Here is a 20594-nt window from a genome sequence, read left to right as displayed (position 1 = left end):
AAACGATGAAGCGAACGTGGCGGTGGGGTGCGCTGGCGCTGTGTTTGGCCGCCCTGCTCGGAAGCTCGATCCCCGCGAGCGCGGCACCAACGCCGGTCACCGCCGACAACGGCGCGAAGGTCGTCGAGGAGACGTGGCTGGACGCGCGCACCGTCGATCTCAAGATCAGTTCGCCCTCGCTCGGCACCACCGGCATGGTCCGGCTGCTCGTCCCCACCGGCTGGGCCGTGCAACCCACCCGGACCTGGCCGACGCTGTACCTGCTGCACGGTTGCTGCGAGCCGGTGGACTACCGCTCTTGGGACCAGTTCACCGACGTCAAGGCGTTCACCGCGGACAAGGACGCCCTCGTGGTCATGCCGACCGGCGGGCCCGCCGGGATGTACACGAAGTGGTGGAACTTCGGGCTCAAGAGCACGCCGGACTGGGACACCTTCCACACCCTCGAAGTGCGGCAGATCGTCGAACGCGGTTACCGCGCGGGCACGCGCCGGGTGATCGCCGGACTGTCGATCGGCGGATACGGCGCGCTCGCGTATTCCTACAAGCACAAGGGGATGTTCGCCGCGGCGGCGTCGTACAGCGGCGTGCCGAACACGCTCAACCAGGGAGCGCCGCTGTTCATCCAGGGGATCCTCGCCCGCGCGGGGATCTTCAACTACCTCGAACTGTGGGGCGACAGCTGGGGGATGCGGCCGCTCTGGACGGCGAACAACCCGTTCGACCACGTCGACGGCCTGCGCGGCACGGCGCTCTATATCTCGTGTGGGAACGGCAAGACCGGCCCGCTCGATCCGCCGGGCCAGTCCGACATCTTCGAATCCCAGGCGCTGGCCTCCTCGGTGAGCTTCACGGATCGGTTGAAGGCCAAGGGAATCCCGGCGACCGTCGACTACTACGGCGACGGCACGCACAGCTGGCCGTACTGGCAGCGCGCTCTTCGTAACTCCTGGCCGGTACTCGCGGGTGGGCTCGGCCTCTGATCGCGCCCATCGCAAGTAGGTGACGAATTGCGGGGGTTACTCGGACGCGATCAGTTCGGCGAAGCGTTCCGGGCTGACGTTCCCGCCGCTGATGATCACCCCGACCCGGCCGGAAACGGGAATCCGCCCGCTGAGCAGCGCCGCGAGACCGGTGGCCCCGCTCGGCTCGATGACGAGCTTCAGCCGTTCGAAGGCGAACCGCATGGCGTCGCGGACCTGGTCGTCGGTGACCAGCGCGATGTCGTCGACGAGCTTCCGGTTGATCGAGAAGGTCAGTTCGCCGGGGATCTCGGCGGCCTGGCCGTCGGCGATGGTCCGCGGCACCGGGATCGACACGCGCTCCCCGGCGTCCAGCGAACGTTTGGTGTCGTCGCCCGCGGCGGGTTCGACGCCGACGACCCGGATGCCGGGCCGCACGGCCTTCGCGGCGGTCGAGCTGCCCGCGATCAGGCCGCCACCGCCGACCGGGACGACGAGGGTGTCGAGGGAATCGGTGTCCTCCAGCAGTTCCAGCGCGGCCGTGCCCTGTCCGGCGATGACGTGCGGGTGTTCGTACGGCGGGATGAGCGCGAGGCCGCGTTCGGCCGCCAGCGCTTCACCGATCGCGACGCGGTCGCCGGTGTACCGGTCGTAGGTGACGATCTCGGCGCCGTAACCCGCAGTGGCGTCCTTTTTGGACTTCGGGGTGTCCTCCGGGATCAGGATGACCGCGCTGCTCCCGAGTTCCCGCGCGGCGAGCGCGACGGCCTGGGCGTGGTTGCCCGAGGAGTAGGCGGCGATTCCCTTGGCCAGCTGCTCCGGCGAGAGCCGGGAGGCGGCGTTGTACGCGCCACGGAACTTGAAGGCCCCGACGCGCTGAAGGTTCTCGCACTTGATGAAGACCTCGGCGCCGACGAGGGCGTCGAGGGTCCGGGAACGCACGACCGGGGTCCGGTGCACGACACCGGCCAGGCGGGCGGCGGCGTCACGGATGTCGTCGATGGTCACGGGGGCGGTCATGATGCTCCTTGATCACGGATTTCGGCGAGATAGTTGTAAGCGGAGGCACGGGAGATCCCGATGCGTGCGGCGACCTGGGGCACCGCCCGCCGCACCGCGAAGACACCGCGCGCGTGAAGGCTGCGGAACAGGTCGAGCCGTTCTTCGCGGCTGAGCGCGGCCCAGGGTTTGTTCAGCCGGAGCTGGTGTTCGTCGACGATCGCGTCCACCACCGCGTCGACGTCGTCGCCGAAGGTGGTGGTCGGCGTTTCGGTGGCGGTACCGACATCGGCGAGTTCGCCGACCAGGGTCTTGAGCTGGCCCAACGCGGTGACGTCGAGGTTCAGGCACAGCGCGCCGAACACCGAGCCGCCGCTGTCGCGCAACAGCATGGTCGAAGACTTCACCAGCTTCCCGGACGCCGTCCGGGTGACGTAGTTCAGCTGGTCTTCGGCGTCGTCGCCGCGGGCGAGCAGGCCCATGCCGATCTCGCTCATCGATCCGCCGACACCGCGGCCGGTGACCGAGCCGGCGATCGCGACCACCGATCGCTCCGGACGGCGGAAATCGTGCACCACGACCTCGCAGAACGAGCCGAGCGTCGCCGCGATGCCGTCGGCCACCGGGGCGAGCGCGTCGAGGATCGCGTCCTGCTCAGACATCGCGTACTCGGGCGAGGGCCTCGACTTCGACGCTGCCGCCATAGGGCAGAGACGCGACGCCGACACAAGTCCGAGCAGGCCGGGGCTCGGCGAAGAACTCTTCGTAGACACGGTTGAGGCCGTCGCGGTCGGTGATGTCCGTCAGGTACACGACGACCTTCACCACGTCGGCGCGGGTCGCGCCCACCGAACGCAGCGCGACGTCGAGGTTGGCGAAGGACTGCGGGCATTCGGCGTCGAAGCCACCGGGTGCCAGTTCTCCCGTCTCGGTCACGCCGAGCCGTCCGGACACGGAAACCAGGTCGCCGCTGCGGAAGGCCGGCGGGTACGGATGCTCGTTGGTCACGAGACCGACTGTATAAGCGTTGGACAAAAAGTCCAAGCAGGTATCCAGTGACGTACCGCTCACGCGCGAGGAAGGCGGTTGATATACCGTATACAGCAAGGGAGGGAGTCTTGATGACGACGGCTTCGGGTTCGATGGGTGCCGTGCGGTATGACGACGGCCGGATCGTCGCGCCGCCGAGTATGGCCGACCTGGCCACCCAGGCGCTGCGCGCGATGATCCTGTCCGGCGAACTCCCGCCCGGCACTCGTTTGGTCGAGGCCAAGCTCACCGAACGGCTCGGGGTTTCCCGCCCGCCGCTGCGCGAAGCGTTGCAGGTGCTGGCTTTCGAAGGACTGGTCGTACCCCATCCGCGGCGCGGTGTCATCGTCCGCCCCCTGACCCGCCACGACGTCTACGAAATCGTCACCCTGCGCGAAGAGCTCGAAGCTTTCGCCGTCCGGATCGGGATCCCGGTCCGCTCGCCGGAACGGCTTCAGGCCTGCCGGGACGCGCTGGCCGCTTTCGAGCAGGCGGGCCTCGACGGTGACGAAGGTGTGTTCACCCAGCGCAAGTACGACTTCCACCAGTCGATCGTCGCGCTGGCCGGGCACGAGCGCGTCACCGAGGCGTATCGCGCGCTTTCCCTGCAGATGCAGTTGTGCATGGCGCTCAACCGCAGTGCCCGCCGCGGTGGTGAATCGTTGCTGCAGAACGTCGAGCGGCATCGCGAACTGCTCACGACCATCGAGGGCGGCGACCCCGAAGCGGTGCTGAAGGCGCTGGCCGATCACGGGCACGGCAGCTTCCTCGACGAGGTGGTGGATCAGCTCGACGGCGGCACTCCCGACTCTGAGCGCTGGCTGGCCGAACGCCGGTCCCGCTAGCCTCCGGCTGGTCGTGAGTGGCGTTTTGGGTTATTGAGGGGTAAGTCAACCGTGTCATGGCGCGCGGCCGGTGTCGTTCCTGCGTACGCCGTTCTCCTGGTAGTGAGGGCCTCCTTGCCTACTCTGACGGTAGGGAAGGAGGCTTTCGCTACCGTCGGATGTGATTCCTGGTGACAATGGGACGGCGGTGACCTCGGCGGCCGGTCGTGAAGTACATGCAAGGCGTGACTCGCGTGCCTGGATGCCGCTACCCCTCAATAGAACCCGAAACGCCACTCACGACCACCTGTACCGACGCCCCGCTGGACCGTCCGATGTGGACCGTGCTCAGCCCCAACCGGGCAGGATGAACAGCAGCCAGGTCGCGATCGGCGCGATCGCGCACATGCTGAAGCCCCAGATCATCAGGCCCCGGAACACTTTGTCGTTCTGGCCGGCGGGCGCGTTGGCCACGACGAGCGCACCGCTGGTGGAGAACGGCGACGAGTCGACCACGGACGACGAGATCGCCAGCGCGATGATCATGCTGACCGCACCGACCTCGCCGGCCAGTAGGAACGGCACCGCGAGCGGGATGAGCGCGCCGAGGATCCCGGTCGTCGACGCGAACGCCGAGACCACCGCGCCGATCGCACAGATCAGGATCGCGGCCAGCAGGGGTGAACCGATCCGCGTCACCAGGTTGCCGAGCCAGTCGATCGTGCCGACCCGCTCCATGAGCGAGACGAAGGTGACGATTCCGCAGATCAACAGCACCGTCGGCCACGCCACCTCGCCGACGGCCGCCTTGGCCGAGCCCGGCGACACCAGCGACAGCACCGTCGCGACGGTCAGCGCGGTGAACCCGACGTCGAGTTTGAACACCAGTGCGCCCACCGCGAGCGCGGCCAGCCCGATCAAGGTGAACACGTGGTCGCGAGTGAGCGGGAGACGCTCGTCCGGCTCGTCGGTGCCGCCGCTGGAGGGCGCGGGCTCGTCAGTCAGAGTCGTGCCTGTCGAGGTACTGCTGAGCGCGAGCGCCGCCGCGGCGACCCTGGGCTTGGCGGCGGAAGACCGGCGGACCAGTTCGCGGCCGCCGAAGAGGAAGAACACCACGACACTGAGCACCAGGTTGAAAACGAAGGAAGACGCGAACAGCAGTCCCGGATTGCTCGGCAGGTTGTCGCGGGCGACGACGCCGTTGACGATGCTGCCGAAGATGCTGATGGGGGAGAAGCCGCCCGCGCTGGCGCCGTTGATGATCAGCAGGCCCATCAGCATCGGGTTGATCGAGTAGCGGCGGGCGAAACCCATGCCGATCGGCGCGATGATCGCCACCGCCGCCGGGACCACCGCGCCGACCGCGGTCAGTGCCGCGGTGACCACGAACATCACCCAGGGGATCAGGGCGATCCGGCCGCCGACGGCGCGCACCACCAGATGGACGAGCCGGTCGACGGTGCCGTTGCCTTTGGCGATCGCGAACAGCAGCGTCACCCCGACGAGGATGACGAAGAGATCACCGGGGAAGCCCGAGACGATGTCGTCGGTGCTTTCCCCGGCGAACGCCGTGCCGATCACGAAAGCGGCGACGAAAGCCAGCGCTCCCATGTGGACGGGGAGCACGGTCGCGATCAGGAACACCAGGGCGAGCGCCACGACGGTGACGAGTTGGATGGACATGGGAATCCTCTGCGGTCGGCGCTGACACGGTCAGGGAATCGGGTCGAAGTTGTTTCGGGAACCCCCTCGACGGAGTTCGGTACACGGTATACCTTTCAAGCAGCGAGACCAAGGTTTCGCTCTGTGGAACATCTCGAAGCCGAGCGTGGAGGCGCACATGACTTATGCGGCCGGACGTCACTTCCTGCAGATCCCGGGCCCGACGAACGTCCCGGACGTGGTGCTCCGGGCGATGTCGGCGGCGACCATCGACCACCGCGGCCCCGAGTTCCAGGAGCTGGCGACACGACTGTTGAGCGACATCAAGCCCGTCTTCGGCACCACGAATCCGGTGGTCATCTATCCCGCCACCGGGACCGGCGCGTGGGAGGCGGCGCTGACGAACACGCTGAGTCCCGGCGACACGGTCCTCGCCTTCGAAACCGGTCACTTCGCCACGCTGTGGCAGGACATGGCGCGGGGCCTCGGGCTGCACGTCGACTTCGTGCCGGGGGACTGGCGGCACGGCGCCGACCCCGAGGTGGTCGCCGACAAGCTCGCCGCCGACACCGCGCACCGGATCAAGGCCGTCTGTGTGGTCCACAACGAGACCTCCACCGGCGTCACCAGCCGGGTCCCGGAGATCCGGGCCGCGATCGACGCCGCCGGACATCCCGCGCTGCTGCTGGTCGACACCATCTCGTCGCTGGGTTCGATCGACTACCGGCACGACGAATGGGGTGTCGACGTCACCGTCGCGGGCTCCCAGAAGGGCCTCATGCTCCCGCCGGGCATGAGTTTCAACGCGATCAGCGACAAGGCCCTCGACGCCGCCAAGACCGCGGGCCTGCCCAAGGTCTTCTGGGACTGGGGCCCGATGCTCGCCGCGAACGAACGCGGGTTCTTCCCCTATACCCCCAACACCAACCTCATGTACGGCTTGCGGGAGGCCTTGCGCCTGCTTTACGAGGAGGGCCTGGAGAACGTCATCGTCCGCCACGCCCGGCACGCCGCCGCCACGCGAGCCGCCGTCCGCGGCTGGGGGCTGGAGGTCCTCTGTCAGGACGAGCGGGAGCATTCCGGTGCGCTGACAGCGGTCCTGGTTCCCGAGGGCGTCGACGCCGACAAGGTCCGCGCGATCATCCTCGACCGGTTCGACCTGTCCCTTGGCGCGGGACTGGGCAAACTCGCCGGGAAGATCTTCCGGATCGGGCATCTCGGCGCGTTCAACGATCTCACCCTCGCCGGAACGCTCGCGGGAGTCCAAATGGGACTCACGCTCGCCGGTGTCCCGGCCGATCCGCGCGGTCTGCAGGACGCCCTCGAACTGCTGCAGAACGACTGAGGGCCCGCCGATGACAGCCGAACTGACCCGCACCAGTCCGCTCGAAGCCGCGTTGTCCGCGCGGATCAACGGTGAAGTCGCTTTCGACGACTACACGCGCCACCTCTTTTCTCGCGACGCGAGCATGTATTCGATCATGCCGCTCGGTGTCGTGTTCCCCCGCGATCACGACGACGTCGCCGCGGCCGTCGCAACGGCGGCGGAGTTCGGTGTGCCCGTCGTCCCGCGCGGCGCGGGCACGAGCCTGGCCGGGCAGACGGTCGGCCCCGGCCTCGTGCTCGACCTTTCGCGGCATATGAACCGCATCGTCGAACTCGATCCCGTCGCGCGCACCGCCGTCGTCGAACCCGGCGTCGTCCAGGACCAGTTGAACAAGGCGGCGGCCGCGCACGGACTGATGTTCGGGCCCGACACCTCCACCAGCAACCGCGCCACCATCGGCGGCATGGTCGGCAACAACTCGGCCGGTTCCGGATCACTGACCTTCGGGATGACCATTGACCACATCCGGGCGCTGGACGTCGTCCTCGCCGACGGTTCGACCGCCCGGCTGGAGCCGGTGAGCGAGACCGAACGCGTGCGACGCGCCGAGGCGGACACGCTCGAAGGCCGCATCTACCGCGAACTGCCGGGACTCGTCACCGCGCACGAGGACGCGATCGCCAAAGGCATGCCGGTGTTCTGGCGTCGCGCGTGCGGCTACCGGCTCGACCGCCTCTCCGGATACGGCGACGGGAATCCCTTCGACCTCGCCAAATTCGTCGTCGGTGCGGAAGGCACCCTCGTGCTGGCCACCCGGATCGAAGTCGACCTGGTGCCCAAACCGAAGAAGACCGTGTACGCAGTCGGGCATTTCGATACGACGCATGGCGCGATCTCAGCCACGCTCGACGCGCTCAGCCGCGGGCCGCACCAGGTCGAGATGATGGACAAGACCATCCTCGACCTGTCACGGGAGAAGATCGAGTACGCCGATCTCGGCGACCATCTCGTCGGCGACCCGGCGGCGCTGCTGTTCGTGTCCTTCTCCGGCGACGACGAGGCCGGACTGGGGGCCAAACTCGACGAGGTCGCCGCCCTTTGGAAGCGCAACGGGCACGGCTATCACACGCTCAAGCTCGTCACGGCCGCCGAGCAGGAGGCGCTGCTCAAGGTGCGCAAATCCAGTCTCGGGCTGCTGATGGCGGCAGGCGAGGGCACCAAACGGCCGCTGGCGTTCATCGAGGACACCGCCGTCGCCCCCGAGCATCTCGCGGAGTACACCGCGCGGTTCAAGGAGATCCTCGACGAGCATCACCTCGAAGCCGGGTTCTACGGCCATTGTTCGGTCGGCTGCCTGCACATCCGGCCGTTCGTCGACCTCACCGATCCCGCGCAGGTCGACACGATGCGCGTGGTCGCGGAGAAGATCAAGGATCTCGTGGCCGAATACGGCGGCGTGAACTCCTCCGAACACGGTGACGGCCTCGCCCGCTCCGAGTTCAACCGCGAGATCTTCGGCGACGAGCTCTACGAAGCCATGCGTCTGGTCAAGAAACTGTTCGATCCGGCCGGCACGATGAATCCCGGCAAGATCGTCGACGCGCCCTCGATGACGGAGAACCTGCGTGACCGCGACGCCCTGCCGCCCGCGCCGCCGTTGCGCACCATGCTGTCGTTCGAGGTCATCGGCGGCGGTGGCATGCGTGACGCCGCCGACCGCTGCATGAACATCGGGTTGTGCCGCAAGACCACCGGCGGCGTGATGTGCCCGTCCTACCAGGTCACGCTGCAGGAGGAGCATTCCACGCGCGGCCGGGCCAACGCACTGGTCAAGGCGCTCTCCGAACCGGATCCGAAGGCCGCGCTCGGCGGGGAACGCCTGCACGAGATCCTCGACCTGTGCCTGATGTGCAAGGCCTGCAAGAGCGAATGCCCGATGAGCGTCGACATGGCCTCGCTGAAGGCCGAAACCCTGCACCAGCACCACGAGGAACACGGAACCCCGCTGCGGTCACGGATCTTCGGCTCGATCCGGTTCCTCAACCGGGTCGGCTCGGCCACGGCGCCACTGTCCAATGTGCCCGGCCGGATCGGGCCGCTCCGCCGGATCATGGAACGGGCCGTCGGCATCAAAGCCGAACGTCCGCTGCCGAAGTTCGTGCGGGACAACCTCGTGCGCTGGAATCGCCGCCGCACCGCGGCGCCGGGGACGGCAGGCACGGTGAACTGGCTGGCGGACTCCTTCACCACCTTCACCGAACCACAGATCGGCAAGGCGGCCATCGAACTGCTCGAAAGCGCGGGCTGGGCGGTGGAACTCGCTTCCGGCGGCTGCTGCGGACGGTCGAGCCTGTCCAAGGGGTTGCTCGACGACGCCAAGAAGAAGGCCTCCGGGCTGGTCACGTCGCTGGCCCGCGACACCGAACCGGGATCGCCGATCGTCGGCTGTGAGCCGTCGTGCGTGTACACCTTGCGCGACGAGACTTTGGCGCTGCTGCCGGACCTTCCCGAAGCACGGCAAGTCAAGGAACGAGTCCGGCAGGTCGAGGAACTGCTCGTCGAGGCCATCGACGACGGGCGGCTGACACTGCCGGAGCGATCTTGGCTCAGCGGGCGGCGCGTGGTCTTCCACGGCCATTGCCACCAGAAAGCGGAGGTCGGCACCGCCGCCACCATGGCGCTCCTGCGCCGCATCCCAGGGCTGGAGGTCGTCGAGATCGACTCCGGATGCTGCGGGATGGCGGGCTCGTTCGGCTTCGAGGCCGAGCACTACGAGACGTCGATGGCCGTCGGCCGTGACCGGCTTTTCCCCGCGCTGGAACAGGAACCGGCCGAAACACTGGTCGCCGCCACGGGGGTTTCGTGCCGTCAGCAGATCTTCCACGGGGCGGGCAGGACAGCGTGGCATCCGCTCGAACTCGTCCGCGAGGCGCTCGGTGGTGCGGAATGCGCCTGATCCGATTCGCCGCCGACGGAGCCGGCCGGACGGGATGCGTCGACGGTGATCTCGTCCGCGCCTACGACCCGGTCACCGGTCCCGGCGAGGTCGTCGGCCCGCTGTCCGGCGTCCGGCTGCTGGCGCCGTGCGACCCGCGCACGATCGTCTGCGTCGGCAGTAACTATCCCTGTCAGCTCAAGGAAAAGGGCCGTCCGTGGCCGGAGCGGCCCGCCTTGTTCCTGAAGGCACCCAACGCGGTCACCGGTCCGGGGGCGCCGATCCTGCACCCGCCGGAGGTCGAACGCCTGGAGTACGAGGGTGAACTGGCCGTCGTCATCGGCAGGACCGCGCGGAAGCTGACCGTCGGCAACGCCAGGGAACACATCCTCGGCTACACGTGTGCCAACGACGTCACCGCGCACGACTGGCGGGCCGACGGCCAATGGGCGCGGGCCAAGAGCGCCGATACGTTCCTGCCGCTCGGCCCCTGGATCAGCACCGACATCGGGAGCGGAGACCTCGAGGTGACCACGCGGATCAACGATCGGACCGTCCAGCGGTCCACCACCGGGGAGATGATCTTCGGCGTGCCCGCGATTCTCGCCTGGGTGACCCGCTGGTTCACCCTGCGCCCCGGCGACGTCGTGCTCACCGGCAGCCCGGCCGGGGTCGGGCCGATGAAGCCGGGGGACGAGGTGACCGTCGCCATCGAAGGCGTGGGCGAACTGACCAACCCGGTGCGGCTTCGTGAGTGGTAAGACGGTTCTATTGAGGAGAAGGTCAAAGGTGTCGGGTCGCGGGGCTTCGCTCGCATCCGCGGGGCGACCGTGTCGCGAAAGCCACTTTCAGGACGTCAAGCGTCGCGAAAGTGGCTTTCGCGACGCATCTCGACCACGCCTTCAGCGACGACACCGTCATAGCGAAGGGCCACTTTCGTGGCCTTGAAGGTTGTCAAAGTGGCTTTCGCAACCTGCCACCTCTGCCTTACCCCTCAATAACCGTCCTTACCACTCCCGAGGGCTTGACCGGCTCGGTGCCAGTTTCCTTGCTCGCCTGGCAAGGTGTGAAGGTCGAGTTTCCTTGGCTGAGCCGAGGGAAGGGGGCCTTCACGGACCGGGCCTGAGATCAACCGCAGCCGGATCACGTAGGTACCTGAGACACCCTTACCACTCACGAGCCCGGCACCTGCCGCACCTACCCTCAAACGACCTCGAAGTTCGCCATCATCGCCATGTCCTCGTGTTCGGCGTTGTGGCAATGGAAGACGTAGCGGCCGCGGTAGCCGTCGAAGCGGGCGATGATCTCGACCGACTCGCCGGGACTCAGGTCCACGGTGTCCTTGATGCCACCGTCGAACGGCCCTGGCGGACGTCCGCCGCGCGAGAGGATCCGGAAACCCACCAGGTGCAGATGCACGGGGTGGTGGATGTCGGCGACGAACCGCCAGATCTCGACGTCGCCGAGGCGGGGGCTCGCCGACATCAGGTCCGGCGAGAACGGTTCCCCGCCGATCACCCAGCCCGCGCGGCCGTGGACGGTGCCGGCGCGGAACGAGAAGTCCCGCGTGGTCGTGGCCTGTCCGCGAGTGAGCGGCGGGATTTCGCTGAGCTTCGCCGGAATCCGGCTGTCGTCCGCCGCGTGACGCGCGACGACGAACCGCATGACCTGAGCGGTCGAGCCGGTGCCGAGCCGGTTCACCAGGGTGACCTCGGTGCCGACCGGATACCGGCCGAAGTCGACGACGAGGTCGTACCGTTCCGCCGGTGCGATGGGAAGGTGGTCGTGTTCGCGTGGCGCGTCGAGGAGGCCCTGGTCCCCGCCGATCTGGACGAAACCGCCTCCGCCGGGTGGTGGCGGGTCCAGCGCCAGGTCGTAGCGCCGGGCGTTGGAGCCGTTGAGGACACGCAGGCGGTATTTGACGGCAGCCACTTCCTGCACCGGCCACGGTGCGCCGTTGACCAGGATGACGTCACCGAAAACGCCTTCCACGTAAGCACTTTCCACACCCGGCGTGGTCCGCAGCGTCCGGTCGAGAGACGGGTACGCGAAGGCGCCGTGCTCGTCGAAAGCGCGGTCGGCGATCATCAGCGGCAGCTCACGGTCCCCGGACGGGAGCCCCAGCGAGTCTTCCTCGTCGTCGCGGACCAGATGGAAACCGGCAAGGCCCCGGTACACGGCCGGACCGGTGAAGTCCATGCGATGGTCGTGGTACCACAGGGTCGCGGCGCGTTGCCGCAGCGGGAAGACGTAGTCACGCTCGCCGTTCGAGATCCGGGCGCGCGAGTCGACCATGCCGTGCCCGGTGTGCCCGGCGGTCCAGCCGGACCGCGGCAGGACGAGATCGGTCGGATAGCCGTCGGACTCGGCGGGCGTGTGCCCGCCGTGCAGGTGGACCACGGTCGGGACGGGGAGTTCGTTGCGGTGGTGCGCCACCACCGTCCTGTCCCGCCGCGATTCGATCGTCGGTCCCGGGAAGATCCCGTCGTAGCCCCAGATCGGCGTCCGGACACCGGGCAGGATCTCGGCCGTCGCCGCCCGCTGGGTGATCGTGTAGTGATCGGCGTCGGCGGTCCTTTGTGGACGCAGGATCGGCGGGATCGGCAGCGGTACCCGGAACGGTTCCGGCAGTGGGAGTGCGCTGCGCAGCAACTCGCCCGTCCCGGGCGCGCCCTGGGCGATCAGGCGGGGAGCGGCGATCCCCGCGGCGACGAGGACGCCGGCCCCGCCGGCGAGCCCGAGGAAGGTCCGGCGGGGAAGACGGCGGCTCATCGGCTCGCCCGCCAGGTCTGCGGCCGCCAGACGGCTATCGTGGTCAGCACGGTTCCGGTGACCAGTGCGACGCCTAGCGGGACGTGCAGATCGAGCGCGCCCTTCATCCCGGCGAGATACTGCCCGGTCTCGCCCAGCGCGAGCAGCAGGCTGACCCAGAACAACCAGCGCGGTCCGCGCACCAGCCACAGGACCAGCGCGGCCAGGATCTGCGCGTACGCCAGGTAGGACACCGCGTCGGCGCCCCAGCGGTGCAGCCAGAGCATGTCGTAGTCGCCGCCGAGATAGCCGCCGGCGAACACCGGCTGGCCGATGATCGCGACGGCGTGGGCGGTCACCAGCACCCGGTTCACCACCAGCGTGCCGTTCGCCTTCCGGCTCGGGCCGGTCAGGGTTTCACTCACGTGCTCGAAGGTAAGAGACCACGGCTTATGCTGTCCAAGACAAGATCGGTTATCTGTTCATAACAGGTGAGGTATCAGCAGTGGATCTTCTGGCGCTCCGGTACTTCCAGATGGTCGCCCGGCTCGAGCACGTCGGCCGCGCCGCCGAGAAGCTGCGTGTCGCGCAGCCCTCGCTCAGCCGCACCCTGGCCAGACTGGAAAACGACCTGGGTGTGCCGCTGTTCGACCGGCACGGCCGCCGGATCCGGCTCAACCGGTTCGGCATCGCGTTCCTCCGCCGCGTCGACCGGGCACTGGCCGAACTCGACGACGCCCGGCAGGAGCTCGACGACGCCGCCGGGCTGGAACGCGGCGCGGTCACCGTCGCGGCCGAAAGCCTGCTCGTGCTCACCGAACCATTGCGCACGTTCGTGCCCGGCCACCCGCTGGTGGACGTGCGGCTGTCCCAGGCGTCGGGAGAGGGGATGGCGGAGAAGCTGAGATCCGGCGACGTCGACCTGTGCGTCACGTCGCAACCCTTGTCCGGTAACGAGATCCACAGTCGCGTGCTGCTCGACGAAAAGGTGATGCTCTGCGTGCCCGCCGGTCACCGGCTCGCCGGACGCGGTCGCGTCGGGCTCGCGGATCTCGAGGGAGAGCCGTTCCTCACCACACGGCCCGGTTACTGGCAGCGTGCGCTCGTCGACCGTCTTTTCGCGAAGGCCGGTCTCGCATTGCACGTCGTTTGTGAGGGAGACGAGGCCGCGGTGCTCTTCCAGCTCGTCGACGCGGGACTCGGCATCGCGTTGGTGCCCTCCCTGGGGCTGCGGTCGGTCACCAGCCCGACGGTGGTCTGGCTCGACGTCGACGATCCCGACTGTCGCCGCGTGCTCAGCGTCGCGTGGCGCGAGGACACCTATCTTTCCGTTGCCGCCCAGCGCTTTCGTGACCACACAGTCGAATATTTCCACGCACAGGCCGGGCCCCGGTCGCGGTGACCAGGGCCCGGCCTCGGGGCGTTTACGGGTTGAGCGTGACGCTGTAGGCGCTCAGCGCCTCACCGATCGGCTGGTAGTACGAGGTGCCACTGCCCTTGCCGGAGGTGATGCCGAGCCCGACGCTGCCGGAGAAGAGGCAGCCGCCCGAGTCACCGGGGTTGGCCAGCGCGTTGGTCTGGATCAGCTGGTGCACCGAGCCTTCGGCGTAGTTCACCGTGACGTTCAGCCGCTGCACCGAACCCGAGGTGAGGCGGGTGGTGCTGCCGCTCTTGCTGATCCGCTGACCGACGGTGGCGGTACCGGCGGAGGCGATCCGCTGGGTGGAGCCGTTCCACAGGGTGACGGCGCCGGGCGCGCTGCCGGTGGTGTTGCGGATCAGGCCGTAGTCGTTGGTCGGGAAGCTGGCGCCCTGCGACGGCCCGACGTTCCACTGCGAGACCGCGCGGGTGCAGTGGCCGGCGTCGACGATGTAGTTCTGGCCGCCGCGGTTGGTGTTGAACCCGACCGAGCAACGGGTGCCGCCCCCGGTGATGGCCTCGCCGTTGTAGATCGCGGTGTGCATCTCGCCGGTGGTCCGCTCCACCCGGACCCGGTCGCCGAGCGCTTCGGCGGCCTTCACGAGGGCTTCGGTGCCCTTCGCCGCGTCGGAGATGGTCAGCACGACCTGGTTGGTCTTCGGGTCGAGACCGATCGATGTGTGCGTGACGGCGGGCAACGCCTGCAAGGCGTTCTGCGCCCCCGCCAGCGCCGCGCTGGAATGCTTGACCACGCGGGCCTGGGCCCCGGTCGCGGTCACCTGGTCCGCGGCGGCCTGGTCGAGCACGTTGACCACCGGCTTGGCGGCGTCGTCGAGGTAGCCGTCGGCGGCACGGGCGCCGAGCGACGCGGTGACCTTCTGCAGTGTTTCCACACTGGCCGTCTGCGTCCGGAGGAACTCGACGGCGGCGGCCGTGCTGATTCCGGCTTCCGAGGCCAGGGACGTCACGGCTTCGTGCTGCACCGTGGGGGAGTAGCCCGAGATGGTGGTGGCGGTGGCCGTGGACGGGGTGAGAAAACCGATGACCGCGGCCGCGGCCACCAGTGTGGTGGCGGTACGAGCTAAGGGGTTTGTGCGCATACCGGTTACTCACTTTCGCGAGGGAGGATCCAGCGCGAGGGGTGGCCGCACTGGACACAGTGGGGTAGCCGGGCACGGTCGAGGTGCTCCGGCACCGGTGATCCGGTGCCGATCATGGTGATCGCGTCACCGGTGGGCGGGTACCGACTTTCGTTGGACAGGAAGAAAAATAGGTACCGTGAAAGGGGCTACCGACGTATACGCGCACAGTAAACGCGGCGACCCCACGCTCACGACCCGCCGATGACGAGGTGTTTCGCGAAGCGCTCTCCGATGAGCCGGTGCGTGGCCGCGTCCGGATGCAGGCGGTCGGGCAACGGCAGTTCGGCATGGTCGGCTTCGCCGTACAGTTCCAGGCCGTCGATGTAACGCAGGTTCGGATCCGTCGTGCTCCGCTCCTTGACGATCCGGGTGAGTTCCCCGCGGATCACGCTGAGCGTCAGCTTCCCCGCGGCGGTTTCCGCGGGATTCCCGGTGGCCCTGAACCGCACTTTTCCTTCCCGTAGGCCATCGGGGTCGAACTGGCCGGGCCCAGGGGTGTGCTCGTGGATGGGGCAATGGATCGGCGAGACGACCAGCAACGGCGTGCTGGGATGCCCTTCCCGGATGGTGTCGAGGAAACCGTGCACCGCCGGGCCGAACGCGCGCAGCCGCATCAGGTCGGCGTTGACGACGTTGATGCCGATCTTGACGCTGATCAGGTCCGCGGCCGTGTCCCGTATGGCGCGGGCGGTGAACGGGTCGAGCAGCGCGCTGCCGCCGAAGCCCAGATTGACCAGCTCCACGCCGGCGAGAGCCGCGGCCGTGGCGGGCCAGATCCCGGTCGGGGTCGCCGCGTTGGAGCCTTGGCTGATGGAACTGCCGTGGTGCAGCCAGGTCTTGCGGCCGCCCGACGGTGCATTGTGGACGGTCGTGTCGGTGCGCAGGGCGACCAGCCGGGTCGTTTCGTTGTGCGGCAGCCAGATTTCGACGTCCTTTTCGTCGGCGGGCAGGCCGGTGAAGCGCAGGGTGCGCACAGGCCCTGGCTGGTGCGTCCTGGCGCCGGTGGCCATGTCGACGCTGATCGTGTCGCCCTCGGTCACGCTCGCCTGTCCCGCATGCCTGCCGTCGACGAGCAGTTCGTAGACGCCGTCGGGTCGGGGTGGCACGCCGACGAGGAACCGTTTGGTGGCGAGGACGTCCAGTTCGACGATCGTCGCAGCGGTGCGGAAGACGAGCCGCACGCCGGACGGCTGCGATTCGGCCATGGTCAGCTGATCGTCGGGGATCTGCTGCCTGGCGCGCGGGCAGCCGGTGGGGGAGTACGCCGCGTTCGGTGTACTCGAGGTCCAGTGCGCCGCGGACGAGGGCGGCGGTGATCGGGGTCGTACGCATTTCTCCGGTCATTTCGTTCGGGGCCAAGCGCGCAGCAGGATGTCGAGCGCGTCGAGGATCTCGGTCCAGCTCTCCTGCGAGCCGGGGGTGCTGTGGCTGAAGCCTCCGGCGGCCTCCAAGCCGACGTACCCGCTGAAAACGCTGCCCAGCAGCCGGACCGCGTGCGTCTGATGCGGTTCGGCGAGGTCGTAGCCGCGCAGGATCGCCCGCATCAGCTCGGCGTGCCGGACGCCGGCGCTGGTGGCCGCCTGCTCCGGCGCGAGCCGGAACCTCGCGGCGGTGAACCTGCCGGGATGTTCGAGGGCGTAGTCGCGGTGGACGTTCGCCAGTGCGATCAACGCGTCCTTGCCCGCCAGGCCCGCCACCGCGGTGGCGGCGAGATCGGCGAGTTCCGTCAAGGCCAGCAGGGCGATCTCGGTCTTCAGTTCGTGGGCGTTCCTGACGTGCGAATACAGGCTCGCCGTCTTGACGCCGCACCGCTTCGCGAGCTGTGTCGGCGTCACGAGCTCGAAGCCGATCTCGTCGGCCATGTCCGCGCCCGCCCGGACCACCCGTTCCGTGGTCAGTCCCGCTCTTGCCATGCCGTCGACTCTACCATAGTCCATTCGGGACTTGCCTAATAGGATTAGGAAGCAAACCTGGGTTCGGTAGCACCCGGTTCGACGGAGGCTGGGCGCAGCCGAACGGAGGTGAGCGTGATGAACACAGTGGACCCGGCCCGTGCCCGGTACGAGCGCATCGAGCGCCTGCGAGGTGACCGCCGCCTGCTCGCGGTCGCGATCCTGGCCTCCGCGGTCACCCTGGTCTGCGGTTTCGTGGCCGGACAAGGATTCGGCGACATCCTGGAGCAGTTCCGGACCATGGCGATCGACAGCGTCTTCGACGACCGCGGCGACGGCGATCCGCCGTACCGCGCGATCTGGGGAACCTTCGGTCTCCTCGGGTGTTTCGCCGCGGGCGGCCTCGCGGGGGTGGCCGTGCGGCGGTACCGGGGACGGCAGTCGGGGCCGGCGTTCCCTGCCGTCCTTGCCCTCGCGGCCAGTACGCTCGGCCTCTGGGATTCGTCGCTAGGGTGGCTTCCGCCGCTCGCCGTCGGCACCGCGGTCGACCCCGTCTTCCACACGGACGAAAAGTGGGGATTCTGGGCGTGGCTGATGTACTACGCCGACCTGTGGACGCCCGCGTTCCTGCTCCTCCTGACGTTGCTCGCCTTGTGGTACAGCGTCGGGCTTTCGCGACGGCATGCCGAGATGGCGCGCACCAGGGAACGGCTGCTGCGGTCCGGGCGGCGGGTGCCCGCCGAAATCGTCGACGTCAAGCTGCGCCTGGGAGGCGACGAGTCCGGCACCCGCGTCGTGGGCGCGGACGTGACGGTGATGTTCGCCGACCTCGCCGGTGTCCGGCACTGGGTGACCCGCCGCACCAGGGACACCACCATCGCGGGCGCCGAAGTGCTGTTCGACCCGGCCTCACCGGCCGACGAGAAGAAGATCTTCGTGGCGCTCCGGCGCCACCCCGCCCTCAGTGACTGGCTGCCCGCGGACTGAACGCCGCCCGAAAACCTGGAGTCACCTTGACGCCACTCGCCCTTGTCCGCGGATTTCTGACCGGGATCGTCAGTGGGACGACCCTGTGCGCGTTCGTCGTCGGCATCATGATCGAGTACGTTCCGCTGATCGTCACCGGCGTCGGACTTCCCGTCGTCTATGGGATCCTGCTCTACCTCGCCGGGGCGCCACGCCGTGCCCGTGAGGCGGCGACCGTCCCGGTCATCGCGCTCGCCAAGATCGAAAGCCTCCGGGCAGGAGGCACCGAGACCGGCGACATCCCGGTCGACTTCGTCCTGACCGTCGCCCCCGAAGGCGAGGCGTCGTACCGCTTGAAGGTCAACCACGGCATCAACCTGGTCGACCTCCCGAACTACCGGCCGGGCGACGTCCTCGTCGTCCAGTACCCGCGGGACCGGCCGTGGAAGGCGCGGATCGTGGAGCGGCTGTCGCCGGAGTGGGAGCGCCGCGTGGCCGCGGCCGTGATCGAGTCCGCTCCGGAGTCCACCCTGGTGCAGGAGCCGCCGGAGGGCTGCACTTTTGGCTTGCTCGCGGTCCTCGGGTTCTTGCTCGGCGCCGCGCTCGTGCTGTTCCTGTTCCGCGCCGAACTGTTCACGCCGGAAGCACCCGCGCTGACGGAAGAAACCGAGTCCAGTGTGACCACCTCGTCCTCGGGATCCGCGACCGTGAACGTCGACAGATCCCTGCTGGGGGAAGGGGAACTGCGCCGGGCGATCGACGCGCTGGCGCAGGCCGCGGACGTCTCCCGGGTGCTCACGGCGGTCGTCGAGGACCAGCGGCTGACCGTGGTCTTCGCGCCGACGGACGCCCAGGTGCCGCGGTTCGACCTCCGCGAGCTGGCGGCCGACCGCGTCCCGGCCCTGGTCCGGAGGGCGACGGCGACGATCGAGGTCGGCACGCCGCAGACGTGGCAGGTCACGATCGTCCCGATCGGGACCGCTGTGAGCAGCAGGGTGATCGTGACCGGCCCCGGCGGCAGCGGCTCACTCGCGGACGGTGGCTGAACCCCCGGCCGTCCCGTGCTTTCCGGGCGCCGCGCTGCCCGAGTATTCACCGAGATCGGTGATCAACCTGGTCAGCTCGGCGTCGTTGTCGTAGCGGCGCTGGTGCAGTTCGGCGATCTTCGCGCCCATTTCCGGATCCGGGTCGTCGGTGACGTCGAAGGACGCGAACTTGTCGACCAGCGGCAGCCCGACCTGGTCGGTGTTCCGGTGCGCCGGATGGATGAGGTACTCCCAGTAGCCTTCGAGGTCTTCGAGCACGAAGACGGCGCCCCATTCGTACTCGCCGCCGAAATCGCGGCCGACGACGAAGGACTTCACCGACGGGATGACCCGGCCCTGATTGCGAAGGCTCTCCAATGCTTCTTCGACCTGCTCGGGGGCGGCGTCGGGCCGTAGGGTGAAACGGTTGCCGTGGTAGATCATCGTTTTTCCTTTCCGTTGTTCCGGTTGGTCAGAAGAGCGGCGAGTGCCGCTCCGGCTCCCATGGCGACACCGGTCCAGGTGAAGGCGTCGGAGATGCCGATGCCCTGGACGAGTGGCTGGACGACGAGCGGGGACAGGAACTGCCCCAGGAAGATCCCGGTCACCAGGCCGCTGAGGACCCGGCCGCGCTGTGCGGGATGGGCGAACTCGGCCAGTCGCAGGTTGAGGTTCGGGACGACGAGGCCGACGCCGAGCCCGCCGACGAGCAGCCCCGCCACCACTGGGGCGACGGTGCCCGCCGTACCGATCACCAGCCAGCCCGCGCCCATGAGCGCGACGCTGAACGTGGTGATCGCCGTGGGGCTCAGCCGTTCGCGCAGGCGGGGGAACGCCAGCGCACCGGCGACGCCGGTCACCGTGCTCCCGGCGACCACGGCGCCGATGACGGCGGGACCGCTGCCGAAGCCTTGCAGCAGGAATGGCAACTGCGTCGGCGCCATGTAGAAGACCAACGTCGCCACCAGCGCCAGGACGTACACGCCGATGATGCGAGCGGGCAGCCGAGCTCGCTGGCTCTCACTGGCCGCGGGGCTGCTTCGGGCCGGTTCGCGCAGGGAGACGATCGCGAAGACGGCCACGATCGCCGAGGCGGAATAGATCCAGAACGGTGCCTTCCAGTCCACTGTGGCCAGTAATCCCGCCAGAGGCAGGAAGACGACGCCGCCCAGACTCGCGAACGCCTGCTGCAGGCCGAGGAACGAGGCACGCCGCTCGCCGGAGTACCAGTCGGTGATCAGGGTGCTGACCGCGGTCATGATCGCGCCGACGGCGAGTCCGAGCCCTGCCCGGGTGGCCAGCAGCAGGGGGAGGTCGCTCACGAAGAAGCCGGCCGTGCCGGAGATCGCGTAGAGCCCGAGGCCCGTCAACAGCAGCGGACGGCGCCCCACGCGGTCGGCGACGATCCCGGACAGCGGCGCGCTGATCGCGATCGCGAGCGAGGTCACGGTCAGCGCCAGCCGCACGAGCAGATCGGAGCCGGGCGTTCCGGCGAAGACCTCGCGCATCGCGGGCAGGCTCGGCGCGATGATCGCCGCGGCCATGATGGTCAGCGGCGCCGCGGCCAGCACGGTGCCGCGCGCCAGGCGCGTCGGCGTCAGGGTGTCCGCTCGGTTCGTCACGCCACCAATCTCGCAGCGGGAGGCCGGGGTTCGCGTCGG

General features: G+C 68.6%; 18 protein-coding genes and 1 pseudogene. 8 read left to right on the top strand and 11 right to left on the bottom strand.

Annotated elements, in window-relative coordinates; genetic code table 11:
- Positions 1–5: 5 nt before the first annotated feature.
- On the top strand, positions 6–983 hold the full coding sequence (locus ACLJO0_RS36015; RefSeq protein WP_410583621.1) for an alpha/beta hydrolase: 978 nt from the start codon (positions 6–8) through the stop codon (positions 981–983).
- A gap of 36 nt (positions 984–1019) precedes the next feature.
- Here ACLJO0_RS36015 and ACLJO0_RS36010 read toward each other — a convergent pair whose 3' ends face one another.
- From ACLJO0_RS36010 to ACLJO0_RS36000, 3 genes are read right to left on the bottom strand one after another with little or no spacing between them, the layout of a single operon-like run.
- Positions 1020–1982, bottom strand: a complete 963-nt coding sequence (locus tag ACLJO0_RS36010; protein WP_410583619.1) for a pyridoxal-phosphate dependent enzyme — start codon at positions 1980–1982, stop codon at positions 1020–1022.
- Positions 1979–2623: a transcriptional regulator gene (locus tag ACLJO0_RS36005; protein ID WP_410583617.1), complete on the bottom strand. Its 645-nt coding sequence runs from the start codon at positions 2621–2623 to the stop codon at positions 1979–1981. Before ACLJO0_RS36005 ends, ACLJO0_RS36010 begins: the two co-directional genes overlap by 4 nt.
- A complete protein-coding gene (locus ACLJO0_RS36000) occupies positions 2616–2969 on the bottom strand; it encodes a RidA family protein (RefSeq protein WP_410583615.1) in 354 nt (117 codons plus the stop codon). The genes ACLJO0_RS36005 and ACLJO0_RS36000 overlap by 8 nt, the downstream gene beginning before the upstream one ends.
- 113 nt (positions 2970–3082) lie before the next feature.
- Between ACLJO0_RS36000 and ACLJO0_RS35995 the strand changes: the two genes are divergently transcribed.
- Positions 3083–3835: a GntR family transcriptional regulator gene (locus tag ACLJO0_RS35995; protein WP_410583613.1), complete on the top strand. Its 753-nt coding sequence runs from the start codon at positions 3083–3085 to the stop codon at positions 3833–3835.
- A gap of 327 nt (positions 3836–4162) precedes the next feature.
- Here ACLJO0_RS35995 and ACLJO0_RS35990 read toward each other — a convergent pair whose 3' ends face one another.
- Positions 4163–5497 (bottom strand): SLC13 family permease, encoded by a 1335-nt coding sequence (locus ACLJO0_RS35990; RefSeq protein WP_410583612.1) that lies wholly within the window; start codon positions 5495–5497, stop codon positions 4163–4165.
- 157 nt (positions 5498–5654) lie between these two features.
- On the opposite strand from ACLJO0_RS35990, the gene ACLJO0_RS35985 reads away from it, so the two are divergent.
- The 3 genes from ACLJO0_RS35985 to ACLJO0_RS35975 are packed head-to-tail and all read left to right on the top strand — an operon-like array spanning position 5655 to position 10499.
- Positions 5655–6821: a pyridoxal-phosphate-dependent aminotransferase family protein gene (locus ACLJO0_RS35985; RefSeq protein ID WP_410583610.1), complete on the top strand. Its 1167-nt coding sequence runs from the start codon at positions 5655–5657 to the stop codon at positions 6819–6821.
- Between the two features lie 10 nt (positions 6822–6831).
- Positions 6832–9759 carry an FAD-binding and (Fe-S)-binding domain-containing protein gene (locus tag ACLJO0_RS35980; protein ID WP_410583609.1) on the top strand — a complete coding sequence of 976 codons (2928 nt, stop codon included), beginning with the start codon at positions 6832–6834 and terminating at the stop codon, positions 9757–9759.
- Positions 9750–10499 (top strand): fumarylacetoacetate hydrolase family protein, encoded by a 750-nt coding sequence (locus tag ACLJO0_RS35975; protein WP_410583608.1) that lies wholly within the window; start codon positions 9750–9752, stop codon positions 10497–10499. Before ACLJO0_RS35980 ends, ACLJO0_RS35975 begins: the two co-directional genes overlap by 10 nt.
- 442 nt (positions 10500–10941) lie before the next feature.
- On the opposite strand, the gene ACLJO0_RS35970 is transcribed toward ACLJO0_RS35975, so the two are convergent.
- Both ACLJO0_RS35970 and ACLJO0_RS35965 read right to left on the bottom strand, forming a co-directional pair.
- Positions 10942–12510: a multicopper oxidase family protein gene (locus tag ACLJO0_RS35970; protein ID WP_410583607.1), complete on the bottom strand. Its 1569-nt coding sequence runs from the start codon at positions 12508–12510 to the stop codon at positions 10942–10944.
- Positions 12507–12914 carry a hypothetical protein gene (locus ACLJO0_RS35965; protein WP_125784662.1) on the bottom strand — a complete coding sequence of 136 codons (408 nt, stop codon included), beginning with the start codon at positions 12912–12914 and terminating at the stop codon, positions 12507–12509. Before ACLJO0_RS35965 ends, ACLJO0_RS35970 begins: the two co-directional genes overlap by 4 nt.
- An 80-nt stretch (positions 12915–12994) precedes the next feature.
- Between ACLJO0_RS35965 and ACLJO0_RS35960 the strand changes: the two genes are divergently transcribed.
- Positions 12995–13891: a LysR family transcriptional regulator gene (locus ACLJO0_RS35960; RefSeq protein WP_410583606.1), complete on the top strand. Its 897-nt coding sequence runs from the start codon at positions 12995–12997 to the stop codon at positions 13889–13891.
- A 22-nt stretch (positions 13892–13913) separates the two neighbouring features.
- Here ACLJO0_RS35960 and ACLJO0_RS35955 read toward each other — a convergent pair whose 3' ends face one another.
- From ACLJO0_RS35955 to ACLJO0_RS35945, 3 genes and pseudogenes are all read right to left on the bottom strand, one after another.
- The gene (locus tag ACLJO0_RS35955) at positions 13914–15008 is read right to left on the bottom strand and encodes a S1 family peptidase (protein ID WP_410583604.1); all 1095 of its coding nucleotides are present in this window, start codon (positions 15006–15008) and stop codon (positions 13914–13916) included.
- A 230-nt stretch (positions 15009–15238) separates the two neighbouring features.
- Positions 15239–16382 (bottom strand): annotated as a pseudogene (locus tag ACLJO0_RS35950) (GDSL-type esterase/lipase family protein).
- An 8-nt stretch (positions 16383–16390) separates the two neighbouring features.
- The gene (locus ACLJO0_RS35945; RefSeq protein WP_410583602.1) at positions 16391–16963 is read right to left on the bottom strand and encodes a TetR/AcrR family transcriptional regulator; all 573 of its coding nucleotides are present in this window, start codon (positions 16961–16963) and stop codon (positions 16391–16393) included.
- A 117-nt stretch (positions 16964–17080) separates the two neighbouring features.
- On the opposite strand from ACLJO0_RS35945, the gene ACLJO0_RS35940 reads away from it, so the two are divergent.
- The gene (locus tag ACLJO0_RS35940) at positions 17081–17929 is read left to right on the top strand and encodes a hypothetical protein (RefSeq protein WP_410583600.1); all 849 of its coding nucleotides are present in this window, start codon (positions 17081–17083) and stop codon (positions 17927–17929) included.
- A gap of 26 nt (positions 17930–17955) precedes the next feature.
- Positions 17956–18954, top strand: coding sequence for a hypothetical protein (locus tag ACLJO0_RS35935; protein ID WP_410583598.1), 999 nt, complete (start codon positions 17956–17958; stop codon positions 18952–18954).
- Here the strand turns inward: ACLJO0_RS35935 and ACLJO0_RS35930 are convergent.
- Together ACLJO0_RS35930 and ACLJO0_RS35925 are read right to left on the bottom strand one after the other, a co-directional pair.
- Positions 18934–19377, bottom strand: a complete 444-nt coding sequence (locus tag ACLJO0_RS35930; protein ID WP_410583596.1) for a Dabb family protein — start codon at positions 19375–19377, stop codon at positions 18934–18936. The two genes, ACLJO0_RS35935 and ACLJO0_RS35930, sit on opposite strands and share 21 nt — an antisense overlap.
- A complete protein-coding gene (locus ACLJO0_RS35925; protein WP_410583594.1) occupies positions 19374–20555 on the bottom strand; it encodes an MFS transporter in 1182 nt (393 codons plus the stop codon). Before ACLJO0_RS35925 ends, ACLJO0_RS35930 begins: the two co-directional genes overlap by 4 nt.
- Between the last annotated feature and the right edge of the window lie 39 nt (positions 20556–20594).

Source organism: Amycolatopsis sp. lyj-108 (genome assembly GCF_046549005.1).
GTDB lineage: Bacteria > Actinomycetota > Actinomycetes > Mycobacteriales > Pseudonocardiaceae > Amycolatopsis.
The sequence above is the reverse complement of the archived record's forward strand: the minus strand, read 5'-3'. Positions and strand labels throughout refer to the sequence as shown.

What these genes read in the sequence shown, in the direction of transcription:
- ACLJO0_RS35970 (WP_410583607.1), bottom strand. Translation starts at nt 12,510, where the DNA reads ATGAGCCGCCGTCTTCCCCGCCGGACCTTCCTCGGGCTCGCCGGCGGG.
- ACLJO0_RS35990 (WP_410583612.1), bottom strand. Translation starts at nt 5,497, where the DNA reads ATGTCCATCCAACTCGTCACCGTCGTGGCGCTCGCCCTGGTGTTCCTG.
- ACLJO0_RS35995 (WP_410583613.1), top strand. Translation starts at nt 3,083, where the DNA reads ATGACGACGGCTTCGGGTTCGATGGGTGCCGTGCGGTATGACGACGGC.
- ACLJO0_RS35985 (WP_410583610.1), top strand. Translation starts at nt 5,655, where the DNA reads ATGACTTATGCGGCCGGACGTCACTTCCTGCAGATCCCGGGCCCGACG.
- ACLJO0_RS35975 (WP_410583608.1), top strand. Translation starts at nt 9,750, where the DNA reads ATGCGCCTGATCCGATTCGCCGCCGACGGAGCCGGCCGGACGGGATGC.
- ACLJO0_RS36015 (WP_410583621.1), top strand. Translation starts at nt 6, where the DNA reads ATGAAGCGAACGTGGCGGTGGGGTGCGCTGGCGCTGTGTTTGGCCGCC.
- ACLJO0_RS36010 (WP_410583619.1), bottom strand. Translation starts at nt 1,982, where the DNA reads ATGACCGCCCCCGTGACCATCGACGACATCCGTGACGCCGCCGCCCGC.
- ACLJO0_RS35940 (WP_410583600.1), top strand. Translation starts at nt 17,081, where the DNA reads ATGAACACAGTGGACCCGGCCCGTGCCCGGTACGAGCGCATCGAGCGC.
- ACLJO0_RS35930 (WP_410583596.1), bottom strand. Translation starts at nt 19,377, where the DNA reads ATGATCTACCACGGCAACCGTTTCACCCTACGGCCCGACGCCGCCCCC.
- ACLJO0_RS36005 (WP_410583617.1), bottom strand. Translation starts at nt 2,623, where the DNA reads ATGTCTGAGCAGGACGCGATCCTCGACGCGCTCGCCCCGGTGGCCGAC.
- ACLJO0_RS35980 (WP_410583609.1), top strand. Translation starts at nt 6,832, where the DNA reads ATGACAGCCGAACTGACCCGCACCAGTCCGCTCGAAGCCGCGTTGTCC.
- ACLJO0_RS35955 (WP_410583604.1), bottom strand. Translation starts at nt 15,008, where the DNA reads ATGCGCACAAACCCCTTAGCTCGTACCGCCACCACACTGGTGGCCGCG.
- ACLJO0_RS35945 (WP_410583602.1), bottom strand. Translation starts at nt 16,963, where the DNA reads ATGGCAAGAGCGGGACTGACCACGGAACGGGTGGTCCGGGCGGGCGCG.